This window comes from Sphingobacterium sp. R2 (genome assembly GCF_040760075.1).
GTDB lineage: Bacteria > Bacteroidota > Bacteroidia > Sphingobacteriales > Sphingobacteriaceae > Sphingobacterium.
This window is the reverse complement of sequence record NZ_CP142884.1, coordinates 3,399,332-3,417,828: the sequence shown is the minus strand read 5'-3', so window position 1 is coordinate 3,417,828 and position 18,497 is coordinate 3,399,332. Positions and strand designations below refer to the sequence as shown.

Annotated in this window: 9 protein-coding genes; all 9 read right to left on the bottom strand. The window is 45.2% G+C overall.

The genetic code is table 11. The annotated features are described in order from the left end of the window. Positions 1 to 4 precede the first annotated feature (4 nt). The 9 genes from VXM68_RS14065 to VXM68_RS14025 all read right to left on the bottom strand — a co-directional run bounded on the left by VXM68_RS14065 (position 5) and on the right by VXM68_RS14025 (position 18,444). The gene (locus VXM68_RS14065) at positions 5 to 2,035 is read right to left on the bottom strand and encodes an alpha/beta hydrolase family protein (RefSeq protein WP_367209066.1); all 2,031 of its coding nucleotides are present in this window, start codon (positions 2,033 to 2,035) and stop codon (positions 5 to 7) included. Between the two features lie 15 nt (positions 2,036 to 2,050). After that, a complete protein-coding gene (locus tag VXM68_RS14060; RefSeq protein ID WP_367209065.1) occupies positions 2,051 to 3,598 on the bottom strand; it encodes a SusD/RagB family nutrient-binding outer membrane lipoprotein in 1,548 nt (515 codons plus the stop codon). 11 nt (positions 3,599 to 3,609) lie between these two features. Then, positions 3,610 to 6,693: a SusC/RagA family TonB-linked outer membrane protein gene (locus VXM68_RS14055; RefSeq protein WP_367209064.1), complete on the bottom strand. Its 3,084-nt coding sequence runs from the start codon at positions 6,691 to 6,693 to the stop codon at positions 3,610 to 3,612. Positions 6,694 to 7,014: 321 nt separating this feature from the next. Next, positions 7,015 to 8,853, bottom strand: a complete 1,839-nt coding sequence (locus VXM68_RS14050) for a carbon starvation protein A (RefSeq protein ID WP_293957899.1) — start codon at positions 8,851 to 8,853, stop codon at positions 7,015 to 7,017. Positions 8,854 to 8,883: 30 nt separating this feature from the next. After that, positions 8,884 to 10,533, bottom strand: coding sequence for an FAD-dependent oxidoreductase (locus VXM68_RS14045; RefSeq protein ID WP_367209063.1), 1,650 nt, complete (start codon positions 10,531 to 10,533; stop codon positions 8,884 to 8,886). A gap of 4 nt (positions 10,534 to 10,537) precedes the next feature. Beyond that, positions 10,538 to 12,541 carry an FAD-dependent oxidoreductase gene (locus VXM68_RS14040; protein WP_367209062.1) on the bottom strand — a complete coding sequence of 668 codons (2,004 nt, stop codon included), beginning with the start codon at positions 12,539 to 12,541 and terminating at the stop codon, positions 10,538 to 10,540. Positions 12,542 to 12,549: 8 nt separating this feature from the next. Then, positions 12,550 to 14,241, bottom strand: coding sequence for a RagB/SusD family nutrient uptake outer membrane protein (locus tag VXM68_RS14035; RefSeq protein WP_367209061.1), 1,692 nt, complete (start codon positions 14,239 to 14,241; stop codon positions 12,550 to 12,552). A gap of 11 nt (positions 14,242 to 14,252) precedes the next feature. Continuing rightward, positions 14,253 to 17,294, bottom strand: coding sequence for a SusC/RagA family TonB-linked outer membrane protein (locus VXM68_RS14030; RefSeq protein ID WP_367209060.1), 3,042 nt, complete (start codon positions 17,292 to 17,294; stop codon positions 14,253 to 14,255). Positions 17,295 to 17,361: 67 nt separating this feature from the next. Then, entirely contained in the window at positions 17,362 to 18,444 is a 1,083-nt protein-coding gene (locus VXM68_RS14025) for a FecR family protein (protein ID WP_367209059.1), read from the bottom strand. Positions 18,445 to 18,497: the final 53 nt, after the last annotated feature.

Here is an 18,497-nt window from a genome sequence, read left to right as displayed (position 1 = left end):
CTATTTAATTGATAAGGAGTGTTCCTTGGTTCTTTAATTGCTTCTTATAGTGCTGCACTTTGTTTTTTAATTGCTCTTTGTTGGCTATTTCGCAAGGCTTACCGTCCAAGTGGTAGAGTCCATCGATCATGACTCGCTGCTCATTAAGCGCAAGCAGCATTGGAATATCGCCCCAATGGAGAATACCGGGAATATGGATCGCCATATTGTACCTATCCAGCGCTCCCGTTGCGCCCGGCAGATAACTGATGGGGAGCTCGCGTAGCAGTAATTCCTGTTCTGAGGGATGCAGCACATTGCTGATCAATGCTGCTATTGCCGTCTCCCGGTCCGCAACCAAGGTCTGCTTGCTGGACTTATATTCTTGCTGCAGATAAACATTGATAAGCCCAATTTCAGAGGCCCAAATGCCCATCATGCTACGACCCATCCAGAGCAGTGAGCGCGAAAGTGTATGAAAGCGCGGTAACGCTCCATCGATTTGATCAGCAGTAGCTGAAGAGCGCTCTCCGAGCCCAAAGAGATCGATGAGCACCACTCCTTCACCTTTGCTGCGAAGCGCCTCAATTTCCTGCATAGCGACCTGCTGTTTACCCATCGAGGGGAAATAGACGTGCAGCGTATTTGAGTCGGTAAGAGGCGGGCTGATCAATAACGGAATCAGCTGTCGCCTCGATGTCTCCAACATAACCCGTTGCCAGCCCTGCTGCGACTCCAACGTCTGAACACGCAGCAAACTATCGGTACCGCCTGTATAAAGTAATGCCCGTAGCTGTTTTTTATAGTCGACTTTATCCAGTGTGGATGTCGCAATCCGTGATTCAGTCCGACTAAATTCACAGCTGATAAAATCCGGTATACTGAGGATCAGCTCCTGCTTAACCCCATGTTTCAGTACTGCAAGCTCATTCGTATCCAATAGAAGCACATTGTCCAACAGCAATCCTTTCTCGCGCGTCACGCCAAATGCCCCATCAAACCATTTTATCATACTTATATTCATTTCTGTGGTATAGCTATGTGGTTCATCAAAAAGCTCATAATCGATCCGTTCTGGCACCCCTTGCCGCGAAAAAGCTTCCTTGGCAATACGAAAAGACTTGAGCATCTGATGGGCGTTGAAAGCAGCGTTACCATCTTTAAGTGCCGAAATAATCTTAATAGCCTTAGGAGCCATTGTCTGTAACAGTTGTCCTTCTTCAAAATGCAGGAGCCCATTGGGATGGAGTTCGCAGACACAATTGCTGTTCATGATATACGCGCGGAAAGTTCCGACGCTGACGACAGGAACGGCCGCTTTGATCCGCGGATCCATAGCCGCGAGCCACATCGTCTGATTGCCACCACCACTGGCTCCGGTAGCCCCAATCCTCTCGGGATCTACCTCAGGTAAACTACAGAGCAGGTCAATGGCACGACTGTTTTCAAGGAGCTGTATACCCATCAGAGGTGTTCCCAGATCAAGCAGTGCCGACCCAAGATTAGCTCCATGATATTCATGCTCATGCTCACGTCCGCGCTCGCCCGCCCCCATTGCATCAATACAAAGACATACATAGCCGTTGGATGCCAACATATGGGCCGTACGCTGAACAATTTCACTTCGCCGCCCCGGTGGCCAATGCCCGTGGCTATTGAGTATCGCCGGAAATGGTCCGTTGCCTTTTGGCACATATAAACTTGCAGGAACATATAGCCCTGGCAAGCTCTGAAAGATCAGGCTGTGGACGGTATAGTTGTCCTGCTCAATTGACGAAATTAGCTGCATGTCCAGTGACGGAATAGCATATCCGTCCAGTTTCAGGTTTTTTCTGATCAACTGGTTAATATCTTGCGGATTTGCAGCTTTCTCGCAATCCAAAGCCCCGATAAGCTGTTCCGCTTGATCTTCCATCATGACCTTTATCAGGTCTATCTCAGCAGGTATGGCCAATACGCTGGGCAACGCCACTTTTTGTTGTTGTTGTGCTTGAATGCTCGAATTTAATACCATAAGTATACCGAAAGAAACTAAACAGATCTTGAAGTCTATCATTGTAATTTACCCAATTTAGTCCACATCCCACCAGAGTTTGGTTGCCGCATTGTCTGTACCGCCAAGCAGTGCACGTCCTTTGCTCAGTTCAACCAGATTGTCTGTCGCCTCGGTCAGTGGATAAGGCAATCTTCTAATAAATGTCCCAATAGGCAGGTCTGGGTTGTCAGACTGGATCAATGCATACATTTTTGGGAATCCTGTACGCCTATATTCTGCCCAAGCCTCCATACCATTGGGATAGATCGCCAGCCACTTCTGTACGCCGATCTGTTCACGCTGTTCGACCACGGTTGTTGCCCATCTGACGGGGATACTGGCTACAGCTGGCGAATTATGATAATCGCCGGGAGCGACAGGCTCATGGTTTGAAGCGATATAATTACTGATTTGCGTCGCATCTGTAATGCCCCATTGTTCCATACTCGTTTTGATGCCTTCCTCGTACAGTTGCTTGGCCTCACCGCCCATATTCCAACCATTCAACGCCCCTTCGGCTCGTAAGAAAAAAGATTCTGCAGCACACATCACATGGAAATTCTGGGTAAAATTTCCTTCAATAGCCACGCCATTGTAACGTACCCAATAGGTGCCAACATTGGAATTGGAGCCTGACTGATTACGTACGTTCCCTAGATCCGTGGCCGTAGCACCATTTCGCACGCTATTGAATGCCTTTCCAATATAACTGGGTTGAAAATAAATGCCTAAACGTGGATCGGCATAACCTTTTAGGTATGAAGCAATCGTGGAACTCATTGAAAATTCGTTCCATACGGCAACTTGCGCCAATCCATTGGTATCATTTCCAGAAAGAGATTTGAGCATACTGGCATTGTGCGTATTGCTAGACATCAGACCGGCAGCAACAGCTGCTTCTGCTTCGACTTTTGCTTGATTGGCATCTACCTTAGCGATACGCAAGGCCAACCGCAAGCGGAGCGAATTAGCAAATCTGATCCAGTTTTCGGTGTTTCCATCGAAGATCAGGTCGTATCCCTGAAAGATTTTCGTTCCGGCTGGCAAGGCCTTCAGATTGGCCACCGCTGTAGTCAATTTTTCAAAGAAATCTGCATAGATCTTATCCATGGAGTCATAAGGAATAACATCGTTGGCCTCGGCAGTACCAAAATAAGGGATCGGTCCAAATTGATCTGTTAGCCGATGAAAGGCATATACCCACATGATATTGGCCAATGCGGCCTCACCTGATTTGGATTCTGTATTTTCGAGTATGCTTTTGAGCTGTGGTGCGGTATCAACATAAATAACTGTCCAAAACCGGCGCTGCCAATCTGGAGTAAGCAGATAACGGTCCGTACTGAAGGAATTCGTAGTAAGTGCAAAGTATTGGGCATATAGATCCGGCCCCAGGTTTTGCACTGTTTGATAAAAGGATCGATTCATTGCGGCCGAAGACTGTGCCTTGGCAAACATAAAGGGCAATTCACGCTGTGTGATCACCGTGATATTGTTGGGATCGGTATTGATATCCTGAAAGTCCTTGGTACAGGACAGCAAGCTTAGTGCTAATAGCGAAGTAAATAGGGTGCTTTTTTTCATTGTTCGAGGATTTAAAAAGTTAACTTAACATTCAGTCCAAAAGAGCGGACAGTAGGCGGCAAGCCCACTTCAATTCCCTGAAAATTACCTGCTCCCAATGCTGCCTCAGGATCTATGGGGTTGTCTGTTTTGCCTATTCCCGGAATATCCAATTTGGATTTTCCACGATAAAAGAAAAATAGGTTACGGCCTGTCAGCATGAGCTGTGCACTTTTGATCGCAGCGGTATTTTTTAAGTTAAATTTATAACTCACAGATAGTTCACGCAGGCGGACATTGGTCATATCATAGGTAAAGAATTCTCCCCAGGCATCGCGTCCGTTCTGCGATACACGGGTCCAAAGCTGCTGAGATGTGATAGCCTTGGTATTAGCTGCGCCGCTCATGTCCACCGCATCCAGCACAAGCCCCCCTTTCCGGTAATCTGCGGTATAATCCGCTACTCCAAAAGCCGCTAGATAAGCTGAGGTACCCGATACGATCTCACCACCAATGCGTGTATCAATCAAGGCATTAACCGTAAAATTCTTAAAGCGGACCGAATTTGACCAACCCAATAAGGCCTTAGGGTTAAAATTGCCCAATTTTTGATTCGCTTCTACCACTGGCAGCCCACTGTCGTCAACCACATATTTCCCTGTCGCCGCATCCGTTTTCCATTTATAACCATAAAGATCACCGTATTTCTCTCCTTCATTGACGACAACTGAGGCATATTTGGTATTTTCGGTAATCGTTGCTCGTTTTGTCCGCTCGTGCAGTTCAATCACTTTATTGGTATTGGCTGCAAAATTGAAAGTGGTCTGCCATTCTAGGTTTTCTTTTTTTATTGGCGACGCAGTTAATTGGACCTCAATTCCCTTATTTGCTATATTTCCCGCGTTGATGTATTGCCTGCTAAAACCGCTTGCCATTGGCAATCCAAGAAACAAAAGCTGATTAACTGTATTACTTTTGTACATCGTCAGGTCGAACCCCAATCTGTTAGCAAAGAATTTCATATCCAGTCCCGCTTCATAGGATTTGGTCAGCTCGGGTTTCAATTCAGGGATTGCCTTTATTGGTGAACGAGAGATAAATCCTTTTCCCGCACCTAGCCCAAAAGAATACAACTGTTGAAGTAGATAGGGATTCGCATCGTTACCGACCTGCGTATAGGAAGCCCTTAGCTTACCATAACTGATCCAGGTTGGCAACCTGAGCCATTCATTGAAAATAGTAGATACGCCGATTGACGGATAGAAATAACTGTGTGGAGATTTTAAGGTTGAGGTCCAGTCGTTGCGTGCCGTCATATCGAGAAAGGTATGATCAAAAAAGGCCAGCTGTGCACTTCCATAGACCGAATTTAGACGTCGTTGGTAACCGTTGATCAGTAGAAATTCTGGCGTGGTAGCCATGGTTAGGCTAAACTCATTCGGTACGGACAGGCCATTGGCCATATTTTGAAAGCTACTGTACTCCCGATTTAAGGAACTTGCACCAACATTATAGCTCATTTTGACCGCCTCGTTAAGTATATTATTTACATTGAACAACAAATCAAAGTTGCGTTCCTGATAGCGCGCATGTGTTTCATAATATTTACCTCCGGGACGGACATCGCCAAGAGAAACAGTACCTGCGTAGAATGATCCGGTTGTCTTATCAATGTATTTATCATAACTGAATCTTCCCATTACATTTAGCCAATCCGTCAACTGATAGGTTGCCGAACCCAATGCTGTAATGCGATCGCGTACTTCATTGACCGAGGTGCGGTTGGTACTCCAATACGGATTGTCGTATACAGCAGAACCGGACCAGTACTTCCGCTGCGGCTCACCGGTAACCGGATCAATATCCTCAAAGTCTTTAAGTTCAGCCTCATCCATATCCCGCGGCATCACGTACACTTCCACGGGGATTCCCATATCGCCTAAACGCGGACGATTGTCAATCTGCTGGTTAACGTAATTGAGTTTTACATCTGTTTTTAGTTTTGGGATCAGTTCCGTATTTACGCGAAGATTCAAGTTATTACGTTTCAAGTCGTTGCCAGGAATGATGCCTCCGATTTTATTGTTTGTATAAGAAACATAACCCTGCACTTTTTCCGTCCCTCCATAGGTGCTAATGCTATTGTTGAAGGAGGTCGCATTTTCAAAGAAATCGCGGACATTATTTTTATAGGTTTGCCCTTGTGGTCCCCAGCTCTCACCGACATTCGTACCACTGACACCTCCATTTCCCCGCCCGTAGGTATTCTGGAATTTACTGAGCAAGTTGACCTGATCTAAGGATGCACTACCATTGTAATCAATATTATACCGACCAGCCTTACCTTGTTTAGTTGTAATCAATATGGCACCATTTGCGGCCCTGCTACCGTATAGCGCAGCAGCCGAAGGACCCTTGAGCACATTGATGGATTCTATATCGTCCGGATTGATATTCGCAGCGCCATCGCTCGTCCCATAATTGTAGGTTGTTCCGGTAGCTTGTTGTGCACTGGAATTATCATAAGGTACACCATCTACCACAATTAGCGCGTTGTTATTACCGGAGATGGATTTGTTGCCCCGCAACACCACTTTGGCAGAGGCACCGGGCCCCGTAGCTGCAGTCGTCACCACAGCACCAGCAACTTTACCCGTCAGACTACTCAGTACGTTGCCACTGTTGTCGCGGGCATCATTGACTGCACTTCCATCCAGTTGTTGTGTCGCATAGGTCAGCCCCCTGGTCTGACGTTTGATACCCAACGCAGTAACAACTACCTCATCAATCTGTCGACTTTCTTCGTTAAGCGCAATCTGGAGATTACCGGTTGAGGGTACAGCAATTTCGATGGTCTTAAAACCAAGCAGCGAAACTTTGAGCCTGTCCCCTGCATTTGCTCCGATATTAAAATTCCCCTTTTTGTCTGTCCGTGCTGCAACAGGCATACTCAGATTAGTGATCGTTACACCTTCCAATGCGGCATGATCGGTCGCATTGGTGACACGCCCCTGTACTGTTGCAGTCTGTGCCGTAGCGAGACCTGTCCAAAGGAAGAGACAGCTCAGCATCGTGCCTACTGAAAATGTTGGATTACTGTGGATACGAACTATCATAATTTATCCATTTAGGGTTAAGATTTTTAGTTTATTCAATTGCGTTATACCCCAAAGAAAGACCTAAAAGCCTAAAAATCCAACACTTTTACCGGATAAAGTAGCGGTAACGTTATCGAAAACCACAGCCACTTTCGTACGTAACATAGCACTTAATTAGGAACACATTTCCCATCAAGCAACTCACAATATAATTTAAGAGTAATAAAAATCCACAAAAAAATGTTCACACCCTCTAAAACTTACTTTTGATTTTAAAAGTAAATATCAAGAAATAAAAATAGCTTTATGACGATGTTGAGTGTGGTTTGAAGTTTCCGCTTAACGATCAACCAATTCCTTTACAGATTCTCCATTTTGGTCGATAAATTTGGTCTCAATTTTAAACAACTGATACCACTTTCGGAACGTACCTATAAAAACAAGCAGCATCAAAAGCATAGCCAATATCGCCAATGAAGCCAATAGCAGCTGTCCCTTGGGCAAATAAATATCCATGACCTGTAGATAGCCCGCCCAAAAGGTAATTCCAGCCATAAATACTCCCGGAATTGCCGTAATTAAGGCATATTTCCCTCGATTCATCCGAATAAGCATCGTCGTACAAACAATAAGCCCACAGGCAGCTAACAGCTGGTTACTGATTCCAAACAAGGGCCAGATACTGCTTACATTTCCCGTAAAAACAAGATAGCCCCATGAAAAAGTAAAAATAGCGCTGCATAGCCAAACACCCGGTTTCCAATCCTTATCTTTGAATGCAGGAAAGATATTTCCCAGCATTTCCTGCAAAAAGAACCGTCCGACCCGCGTACCGGCATCGATAGCTGTGAGAATAAACACGGCTTCAAACATGATAGCAAAATTATACCAATAAGCCATCACATTGTCCATAAACGGAACCTTATCAAAAATATGGGCCATCCCGACAGCGAGAGACACGGCGCCCCCAGTACGGCCGTGGAGGTCTACGCCTATCCGATCTGAAAAATGCTGCAGATCTACCGCTTTTAATTCAAGATGTCGTGCCAAAAATCCTGCATAATCACCGACTGGTGTGTTGATCGCAAAATAGTCGCCCGGCAGTAAGGTACAGGCAGCGATCAATGCCATTAAAGCAACAAATCCCTCCACCAGCATTGCACCATACCCTACAAAAAGAATCTCCCTTTCGGTTCCTAGCATCTTAGGCGTAGTTCCGGTGGCAATAATCGCATGGAAACCCGAAATTGCACCGCAAGCAATCACGATAAAAATAAATGGCAGCACAGGTCCGCCGATCACAGGCCCACCACCATGGATAAAATCCGTCAGCGCTGGCATCTGTATGGTCGGATGAACAAAGACAATGCCTATGGCCAGCATCAGGATCGTACCGATCTTGAGATAGGTGGAAAGGTAATCACGTGGCACCAGAAGCAGCCAGATGGGTAAGACTGATGCTAAAAATCCGTAAACAGCAATCGCGATTGAAATGGTCTTGACATCCCAATCGAACAGGTTATGTACGCCCGGAATCTCCATCAAACGATGCCCTGCTATGATGCCAACGATCAATAAAACGCCTCCCAATACACTTGCCAACGTTACAGATCCTGTTTTATACCGCATCAAGAGTCCCATAAATATCGCAATTGGCATGGTCAGAATAATAGTAAACAGGGACCATGGAGCCTCGTGCATAGCGCTGATGCAGGCCAGTGACAGTCCGGCCAAGGTCAGGATTAGAATAAACAGAACGGCTATACCGGCTATCCCACCGACAACGCGGCCGATCTCCTTGGACGCAATGGTAGCGAGACTTTGCCCTTTGTGCCGTACGGAAGCAAACAGGACAACCATATCATGAACACCACCGCCCAAGACACAGCCGATCAAAATCCAGAGTGCCCCTGGAAGATAACCAAACTGTGCCGCCAGCACCGGCCCTACCAATGGTCCCGCTGCTGCTATTGCAGCAAAATGATGCCCAAACAAGACCTTACGATCCGTCTTAACGTAATCATGCCCATCAGCAAACTCGACTGCTGGAGTCGCTACCGCATCATTGAGCCGTAGCACTTTCTGCGCCATAAAAATTCCGTAAAAGCGGTATGCGAGCGCAAATATCAAAATCGACGCAAAAACCAGTGTGAGGGCATTCATATGATCTAAATCCATCGTATATCTAGGTCTAATTCTAGCGCAATATTATTTTTGTTCCAATACTTGTCCTGCCTTCAACAGCTGCTTTTTTAATAGCCCGTAGTCGACATGCTGCACAACAAGATCATGATCAAGTGCCAATACTGCTGCGGCTCCAGCACTTTGCCCCAGCACCATAAATACGGGCTCCATACGAATGGAACCAAAGGCAATATGTGAACTCGATACGCAGACAGGGACAAGCAAATTAGTGCATTCATCGCTTTTTGGGATAATCGATCCATAGGAAATGGCATAAGGCTGGGGTACGTTAACGCCAATATCACCTTCATTTTGAACGTATCCTTCCTTGGTCACATAGCGTTGTACATTGTGGGAATCCAACGTATAGGAGCCCATGCCGATCGGATTTTCTACGCTGCTCTTCCCTAGAATATTATGTTCGGTCGTCACATATTGCCCTATCATCCGCCTTGCTTCGCGGATATACAGCTGAAAAGGCCAGTTATCGTTATCCTTAAATTCATCTTTTGCCAGCCCCCATTCGGCCATCTTTGTCCTGATTGCTGCTGGGACCGAAGGATCATTGGCCATAAAATAATACAGGCCCTGTTGATACCGGCGATGGGCATCGATAATGGATTTGCGTTCCGCATAGCTCGCTTCAGGATAGCTATAGTTCATCCCAATAAAATCGGTGCTGAACGGACCATGGTTGTTGGCATCCGTCTTATGATTGGGCACCAGATCAAATTTTTGAAAGGCTTCGTCCCAGCCGGCACGGAATAGACGTTGCAGAAGAATATAGTGCTGTGGATCGTAGCCAGCAGGCTTAGCGAAGGCCCTCCGATTTCGGGCATCATTGGTCAGGCACATCCGAAAGCAATAGGCCTGCAGCTTCTGATCTGCAGCGCCATATTCCCCGGGATCTTCTGCAGAAACGCCGAACACCAGGCCACTGCCAGGATCGCCCTCGCGTTTATAGGGGCTAATTTGCGCAATAAAGTGATGCCGGTGCTGAAAGACTCCGGTCTGTACACCGTTCCACTGCTCCCCATAAGTCTTATTGGCCTCCCGCCCGATCGTATAGCCTACTTTGGCCAGCGCCATTAGATCGCCTTCATAAGTGGCATCAATAAATATTTTTGCTTCGTAGACTGTTCCATCTAAGGTCTTAATCGATTTGATGGCTGTGGATTCTTTTTGAATGGCACTTTCCTGCCGATCTAAATATGCTCCACGGATCACATCAATCTGATGATCCCGCACCCAGGCATCAAAAATACCTTCAGCGACATGAGGCTCAAAAATCCACATTGTCCCATGCTCGCGGTCCATCGCCACAGTGCCCTGCCCCCGATTGCCAAACGACGTACGGGACTGCCAGTTCCAGCTCGATTCTTTCGAATAATGATCGTATACGTCCTGATAGAATTTTTTGGCAAGGCCACCAATAACTGCTTTATTCCCGGTATCGGTAAAGCCAAGTCCGCCCGAACTCAGACCTCCCAAATGCTGATCGGGCGATAAGATGATTACAGACTTACCGGCCTTCTTCACTTGCAATGCGGCAGTAATCGCCGCAGGAGTTCCTCCATAAACCAAAACATCTACCTTTTTGGTTACATGCTGCGCTTCTGCCTGTAGAAAAGCCAAGATAAGCACTAATTTTAATCCAATTTTGATCTTTTTCATACGTTTAATTTTGATCTGAAACGGGAACCCACAAGATGGCATTTGCTGCCAATATGCCTTTTGCCTCCGACGTAATCTCGACATAAGGGGTACTGACTCCCTTTTCAAACGCATATTCGCCGAGCGCTACCCAAGTACTTGTGGTCTGTCCCAGAATATTGACTTCCTTAAAATTTATTGTTTTTTCAATCTTTGTATTCCCTGTATGGATAATGAATGTCCCGCTCGGGGTGCTTTCGGCGGTTTTAGGAAAATAACTGTATAGCATATATTTTCCGCCAGCAAAATCTTTGCCGGGAGTAAAACGGGCCACGGTCCCGGGGCTGCTGTCGGCTTCCTGATAACTCATACCATAACCTTTTTTTGCGGATTTACGCCAAGTTCCTTTCAACATGACCTGATCTTCATTTTCGACATGAATGATATAATCGGCCTTGCGGCCATCTGCCTTCGGGTTGTCACGCAATATTTGTTGCACGCGCGTAATATTAACATCTTGAACGGCTATTTTGTTGTCGATCGCTTGGCAAGCGGCCACAGCACCTGATTGACCCAATACCATAAATACAGGCTCCATGCGGATGGAACCAAAGGCGATGTGACTTGCCGACAGGCATACTGGAACCACAAGATTGTCGATTTCCTCTTTTTTGGGCACAATAGCCCTATAGGAAATCGGGAAGGGAGAAAATCCGCCAACCTCAACGTTACCTTCATTTTTGACCATGCCATTGACGATCACACGGTCACAATTGTGCGAGTCCATGGTGTATGCAGCATAGCCTACGCCATCGGATACTCGCGCACGCCCCTGACAGTGGTGTTGTGTCATGACGACATCAGCAATCATCCTTCGGGCTTCGCGAATATATAATTGTGGAGACCAATGGCTATTTTCGAGATATTCGTCTTTGGGGTATCCCCATTTTTTGAATTCGCTTCGGATCGCCTCTGGTACCGAACTATCGTTGGCAACAAAATATAATAAACCTTTGGTGTAATCTTCATGGGCCTTGATAATCTCTTTGCGTTCGAAATAATCGGCTTCGGGATAACGCCAGTTCATGCCAATCATATCTGTTGAAAATCCATTCCTGTTATTGATATCAGTCTTTCCATTGGGCATCAGACTCCAGATAAATACGTCCTGGATACTCTTCCAAGGCTGTATCTCCTTTTGCCTCTTTAAGAGTTCATATTTGGTTGCGTCGTAATTTTGGGGTTTGGTGATTGCGTTTCTGTTTTCAGGGACATTGGTCAATGTGATCCGATAATTATAGGCTTGAACCTTAGCATCACCCGTTCCATTTTCTTTTAAAGGCTCCGTATTGATCCCCCATAAAATACCGCTCTTAGGATCACCTTTTTTCTTATAGGGATCTACACCATCGGGAAACTGATGGCCATCAAGCAATTGCACACCATTAATTGTCTCTCCATAGGTACTATTTGACTCTCGCCCCACGTGGTAGGATACGCCAGCTTTGGCCATGAGGTCACCCTCGTAGCTGCAGTCCATAAATATTTTGGCTGCTACAGTTATTTTTTTTCCATCCCCCTGCTCACTTGGAAGCAGTGAAATGGTTTTAATCGATCGATTGTCAGTCTTAACGGCTACCAAACGATGTCCCATTAACATTGGTGTGTTAGCATATGCCAAATAGTCCTTAAAAATAGATTCGGCTACCTTGGGTTCAAAAATCCATTGTTCAAAACTGCCATAGTGCTTGCCCATTTTGCGATAAAAATCAAGAGCGAGCCCTGTGACGACATATTTGTTTCCAATATCCGTCTGCCCTAATCCACCGGAGCTGAGCCCACCTACCCGTGTACCAGGATCAATCAGTAAAACTGATTTTCCGGCCTGCGAAGCGGTGTATGCTGCTATTACGCCGGCTGAGGTGGCACCATAAATACATAGATCTACTTGCTTATCCGCTTGTCCATTGACTAGCTGCCAAAACATGGTCAAAAGCCCAATAGTCAATAAAAGTGTTTTTTTCATCATCTTCGGATTTAATAGCCTGGATTTTGTTCCAGGTTTTTATTCGTTACAATTTCAATATTCGGGATCGGCCAAAGGTAATTCTTGTTGGGGTCGAACTTGCGGAGCTCGATAACCCGCATGTCTTTCTGATTGGCGACATTTTTATAATCCACGTAGCTATCTGCATCGATCGTCGGCGCATTGGCCAACAAGCTTTTTGGAATGCGGCCATACAGCGTCGAATTCATAAATTTATCGGCCAGTTTCCACCGTCTCAAATCGACTAAGCGAAAGCCTTCATTGGCTAATTCGTAAAGTCTTTCTTTCCGTATGATCTCGCGCAGCTCAGCTTGCGTTTTATTACTCGCGATTGCCGGCATATCGACGGTAGGGCGCTGCCTGATGCTGTTGATTGCGTCATAGACAGTCTGGTCGATCGTATTGTTTTCGACCATCGCCTCGGCGTAAATCAACAACACTTCGGCATAGCGGCTTTGAATAATATTTAACTCCGATTCCATGGTAAAATCTTTGTCCTTTATATCGACATATTTTTTCCAACAATAACCAGAAAAGGTCGCATAAGCATTGATCGCATCCTGATTTTGGATACGTACTGCCGTAGATGTATTGTATGTATAGTTCCAACAGGTTATACTATCCTTATGGGTCTCAAACTGAAAACCAAAAAACGTGCTGCCGGGAAGTGCAATGGTATACCCCAGACGTGGATCCCGATTGGCGAATGGTTTTTTAGGATCAAATCTGGAAGATTTATCAATGGCAAATCCGTCAGTGCAGAGATAGCTATCAACAGCGGATTGCGATGGAATTTTGTTGGAAGTTCCCTGTGCGTTGCGCGACAGAAAACCGCGCGTAGCACTGTGGGTTTTTGTTTTTTGTAACCGTAAATATTGAAAAGCAAAAATAATCTCTTTGGAAGCTTGCCCATCATAGGTAAATAATTGGCCGAAATCGGCGTGTAAGGCATATACTTTTAAGTCCATGACTTCTTTGGCAGCACGCGCAGCCTCTTCCCAAAGACCATTATTAAGTGCTGCCCGAGCGCGTATGGCCAATGCCGCTCCTTTGGTAGCACGTCCAACATCTGCTGAACCATAGCTTACTGGCAAAATCGTAGCCGCTTCATCAAGCTCTTTGAGGATGAAGTTAGCAATTTCAGCCTTAGATGTTTTCGGAACATTTGCATCAGCAAGGCTTAGGCCACTTGTTACCAAGGGCACTCCCCCAAAGTAATCGATCAGATATTGATAGACATAAGCCCGGATAAACTGTGTCTCAGCTTTATAACGCTTTTGAAGATTGGCATCCATTTTTCCATCCAACTTTTGGATATTGTCCAGGATGAAATTACATTTGCCAATGACCTTATAAGAATTGGTCCAAATATTTCGAATGTAGCCATTATTGCTGTCGTGATCTCCCCTTCCGACAGCCTGTAAATCAGAGGTATTGCGGTCCCACCCAATATCGGTGGCATCATCAAGCGTGAGGTTGATGGGCATGTCGTCCGTGGGATGAAATGCCAGGGCACTGTACAACCCATTGACAACCAATGTCAGCTCATCCTGATTTTTGAAATAATTTTCGTCCGAAGGGCCATCCAACGGAGATCTGTCCAGGTATTTTTCGCATGCCCCCACCAAAAGGAGCACTGCAATCGATAGTATATATAACGCGAGTTTATTTAGAGTTTTCATACTTGCCAAGTTTATAATGTAATATCCAATCCAAAAGAATACACCTTCACCTGTGGGTAAAAGTTACCATAACCTACTGGTGCTTCGACGTCATAACCGTCCCAAAATTTGTCTACGCTAAATAAGTTTGAACCATTAACAAATACGCGAACTTTATTCAGTCCGATGGACTTTAGCAGCTCAGCCTGAAAGGTATAGCCGAGCTGCAAATTTTTAAGACGAAGATAGGCGGCATTTTTCATCCAGAATTGGGAGGACTGCTGGTTGTTATTCTGTCCGAAAGCCAGTCGCGGATATTTTGCTGTAGTATTATCCGGTGTCCATCGGTCTTTATTATCCTCACGTATCGTTCCACCAATTGCCCCCGTCGTCGTAAAAGGCTGAATACCCGCCCCGTAGAGATAACCATCGGCTTTGCCTACACCTTGCAAAAGAAAACTGAGATCGAATCCCTTGAAACTGAAATTGGAGTTGAGCGAATAGGTATATCGTGGAATGGTACTACCAATGATGACCTTATCGGACTCATTAATTACTCCGTCGTCATTCTGATCACGGTATTTGAGATCACCTGGTGCTAAGGTACCAAACTGTGTGGCATGAGCTTTTATCTCCTCCGCTGTTTGGAAATAGCCGTCGGAAACATAGCCAAAGATGGAATTAATGGGATAGCCTTCCCGATTGACCGTTAGACCAGTCTGATTAATTCCCCGCATATCCAGTACTTTGTTTTTGACATCAGAGAGATTAAGTGTAAAATTATATTTAAAGTCTTTAGCTGGATCGCTTCGATAGCCCATGGAAAGCTCCCAACCTTTATTCTCAACGACGCCTGCATTTTGATAAGGCCTATTCAAACCAATGATGAGCGGGATATCCAGCTGTAATAATATATCACTGGTTTTTCTGTTGTATAGATCTGCGGTAATAGTCCATCGCTTAAATAAGGTAAGATCAATCCCGATATTCTTCTCCTCCGTAGACTCCCATGTAATATCAGGATTGGACATATCATTTAGCGCTGCCGTATTAACGATGCCATTGCCTAAGGTGTACGAACCTAGGTTCAAAGATGCCACGGCAGGATAAGTCCCGATATTCTGATTTCCCAGTTTACCCCATGATGCCCTGATTTTTCCCTCTGTAAGCCAGCCCTTAGCTGCGGTTAGGAACTGCTCCTCAGAAAAACGCCATCCTGCTGATGCCGATGGAAAAAAACCATAGCGTTTACCTTTGGCAAACCTGGAGGAACCATCGTAGCGTGCATTGAGTTCCAAAAGATAACGATCTTTGAAAATGTAATTGATCCGGGAAAATAAAGATTGTAATGCCCACTCGGAAGCACTTCCTGTCGCTGACTGATTTAATGCCGAACCCGCATTGAGCACTTCATAGTCAGGGAGAACGTAGGTGTCCCTAAACCCCTGGGAGTAATCAATCTTGTAGTCTTCCCGCGAACCACCAACCAATGCTTTCAACTGATGTGGACCAAAATCTTTGTTTACCGTAAGGGTCGCCCGCATATTATTAAACAGTTCTTGGCTATTGTATTGCGTAAGTGCTGTACGCACAGGGACCGAGAAGCTCGGCGTACCATCTGGAAAATAGGACTGCACTGCTTTCCGGAAATTCTTATTTACCTGCGTCGCATATTTAGGTGCATAATTGACCTCAGCGGTCAACCATTCTTTGGGTCTATAGATCAATGATGCATTGATACTTCCAAATGGACTTTTGTTGGTAGCAACACCACCATCGGCCGCGGCCGATACGGGATTATTACCATTCCAGCCCAGTCCCCATGTACCATTGGAATTTCTGAAGGATTGATTGGCTGGAATACTGCTCATCCACTGAAAAAGTTCTTCAATGCTCGCCGCTGGTGAGGTGACGATCGGATTGACGTATTGAAAGTCAAATTTAACGGCGAGCTGATCTGAGAATTTAACATCCACGTTGTTGCGGATGGTATAACGCTTAAACGAGCTATTCAGTGTCAAACCCTTCTGGTCGAAATAACCGACCGAAGTCAGCATTTTTACTTTGTTTGTGCCAGCATTGACTGTCAGAAAATGGCTTTGCTGAAATCCATTCCCCTGCAAGGATTCCTTTTGCCAATCAGTATTGGGATACTCGTCCGAACTACCGTTGCCCTGACTACGGTAGGCGGCAATAATATCTTCCGGATATAATGGACTTGCACCGACATTGGTATACGCTTCATTCGTCAGCAGCATATGATCCAGGGCATTGACGATTTTGGGCATATTGGTTGCGGACTGCCAACCAAAATAATTATTGTAAGCAATAGCGACCTTATCAGAACTTCCCCTTTTGGTCGTAACCAAGATGACACCATTGGCAGCTCTCGAACCATAGATCGATGCGGATGCGGCATCTTTTAATATGGAAATATTCTCTATTAAATTGGGGTCGATATTATTGATGGAGCCTTCGATCCCATCAATCAGCACCAAAGGTGCGGCGTTGCCAAGCGTACCGATACCGCGAATACGGATATCCGCACCGTCGGCTCCCGGCTTACCAGAACGCTGGGTCACGGTTACTCCCGAGGCCATGCCCTGAAGGGCAGAGGAAGTTTGCCCAGCGGGCCTATTGTTCAGATCTTCACCCGATACGGCGGAAACAGCCCCCGTCAAATTGACCTTTTTCTGAACACCGTAACCGACGACAACAACTTCGTCTATTATTCCAGTGTGTGATTTCAGACGGATAAGCACGGTATTTTTGCTGGTAGCCGTTGCCACAAAATGCTTAACAGAATCAGTATCGTAGCCGAGATGGTGGGCATAGATCGTATAATTTTCGCCAGCAACAAGTGGAGTCAAAACAAACAATCCGTTGTTATCGGCTACAAAATGGAGTTTTTTGCTGCTCTTTTCGTGGATAAGATCAACAGTAGCGCCGGGTAATGTATTACCTTCGTTGTCAACTATTTTACCATTTACTTTCAGGTTTGATTGCGCAAATCCTACAGAAAAGTATGGAAATAGCAATCCCACGAGCATTAATTTGATTAGAATATGCTTCATAATTGTTTACAGTTGGTTATTCTGATTTATATATTGGTTTATTTTTCTGCGTTGGGTTGATTCTCTCCTACTGTACGTCCTCCTTTCTTCCCGAATTACTGATGTTGACAATACCATTGTTCACTTGGAATGTACAACCGTTCAATTGGCAGAAGCTGGTCAAGAAATTCGCTAGCGATTCTTTGCTATTTAAACTTCCTGTAAATGAACTATTGAGTAAATCTGGATTATCGCATATAATCGATACATCATAAAGGCTTTCGATTACTCTTAAGAGTTGAATGTTTTTGGTTTGGTTAAATTTGACAGACTGACTGGTCCATTCGACATTGGCAGTTAGCTGTGGAATGAGTTTTCTTAACTCCTTATCTACCCGAACAGGCTGAGATTTTGTCAATTCAGGCTCCGAAAACTTAATCATCTGCTGCAGTTTTAAGTTGACCAATACTTCCTCTTTTGGTTTGAGGTATATTAAATTTCGGTGCTCTGCTGTAACTGATCCGACCGAGATTTTGCCCTCCATTAATTTTATCAGTACATGATCGCCATCCATTGGATCTACGCTAAATATTGTTCCTAAGGCAGTGGTTAAATATCCTTTGTAATTGACTTGAAAAGGTGCATTTTTGTTTTTGTGCACGTTATAAATAACTCGCCCTTGCACCTGATGTACATCGCGGTGGCCTCGGCCACTATATTCGAATCCGATTTTTGCATGTGGATAAAGGATAACGGTCGTGCTATCAGGAAGCTGAGCATTGATCGTATAAGCATTTTTATTTTCATACCAGGTGACCTGTTCTTTTGTTGACGTTGAGAAATTTTTCAAAAAGAGAACCGACAGTACGCAGATTAGCACGGCGGCACAGGAAGCCCAGGCCCACGGGCTTATTCTCTGAATTAGCATAGGTTTGGGCGGATCTACGGCATAAATATGATCGAGTACTTTCCGATGAACCACGCTTAAATCTGGTAACGGAATTTGTTGTAATGCTTGTCCTTCATCCTGATCCAGCATCTCAGTGATCCATAAATCTAGAATTGCAGTATCCATCTCGGCCATTTCGTCAAAAAATGACTCATAATACTGCGCATCCAAGCGGTTGTGGATATACGCCAACAATTGATCTTTAACGGATTGCTCTTTCAAAATTTACTATAATTAGTTCAATACATTGCTGTATTTGTTACTCTATACGTTTG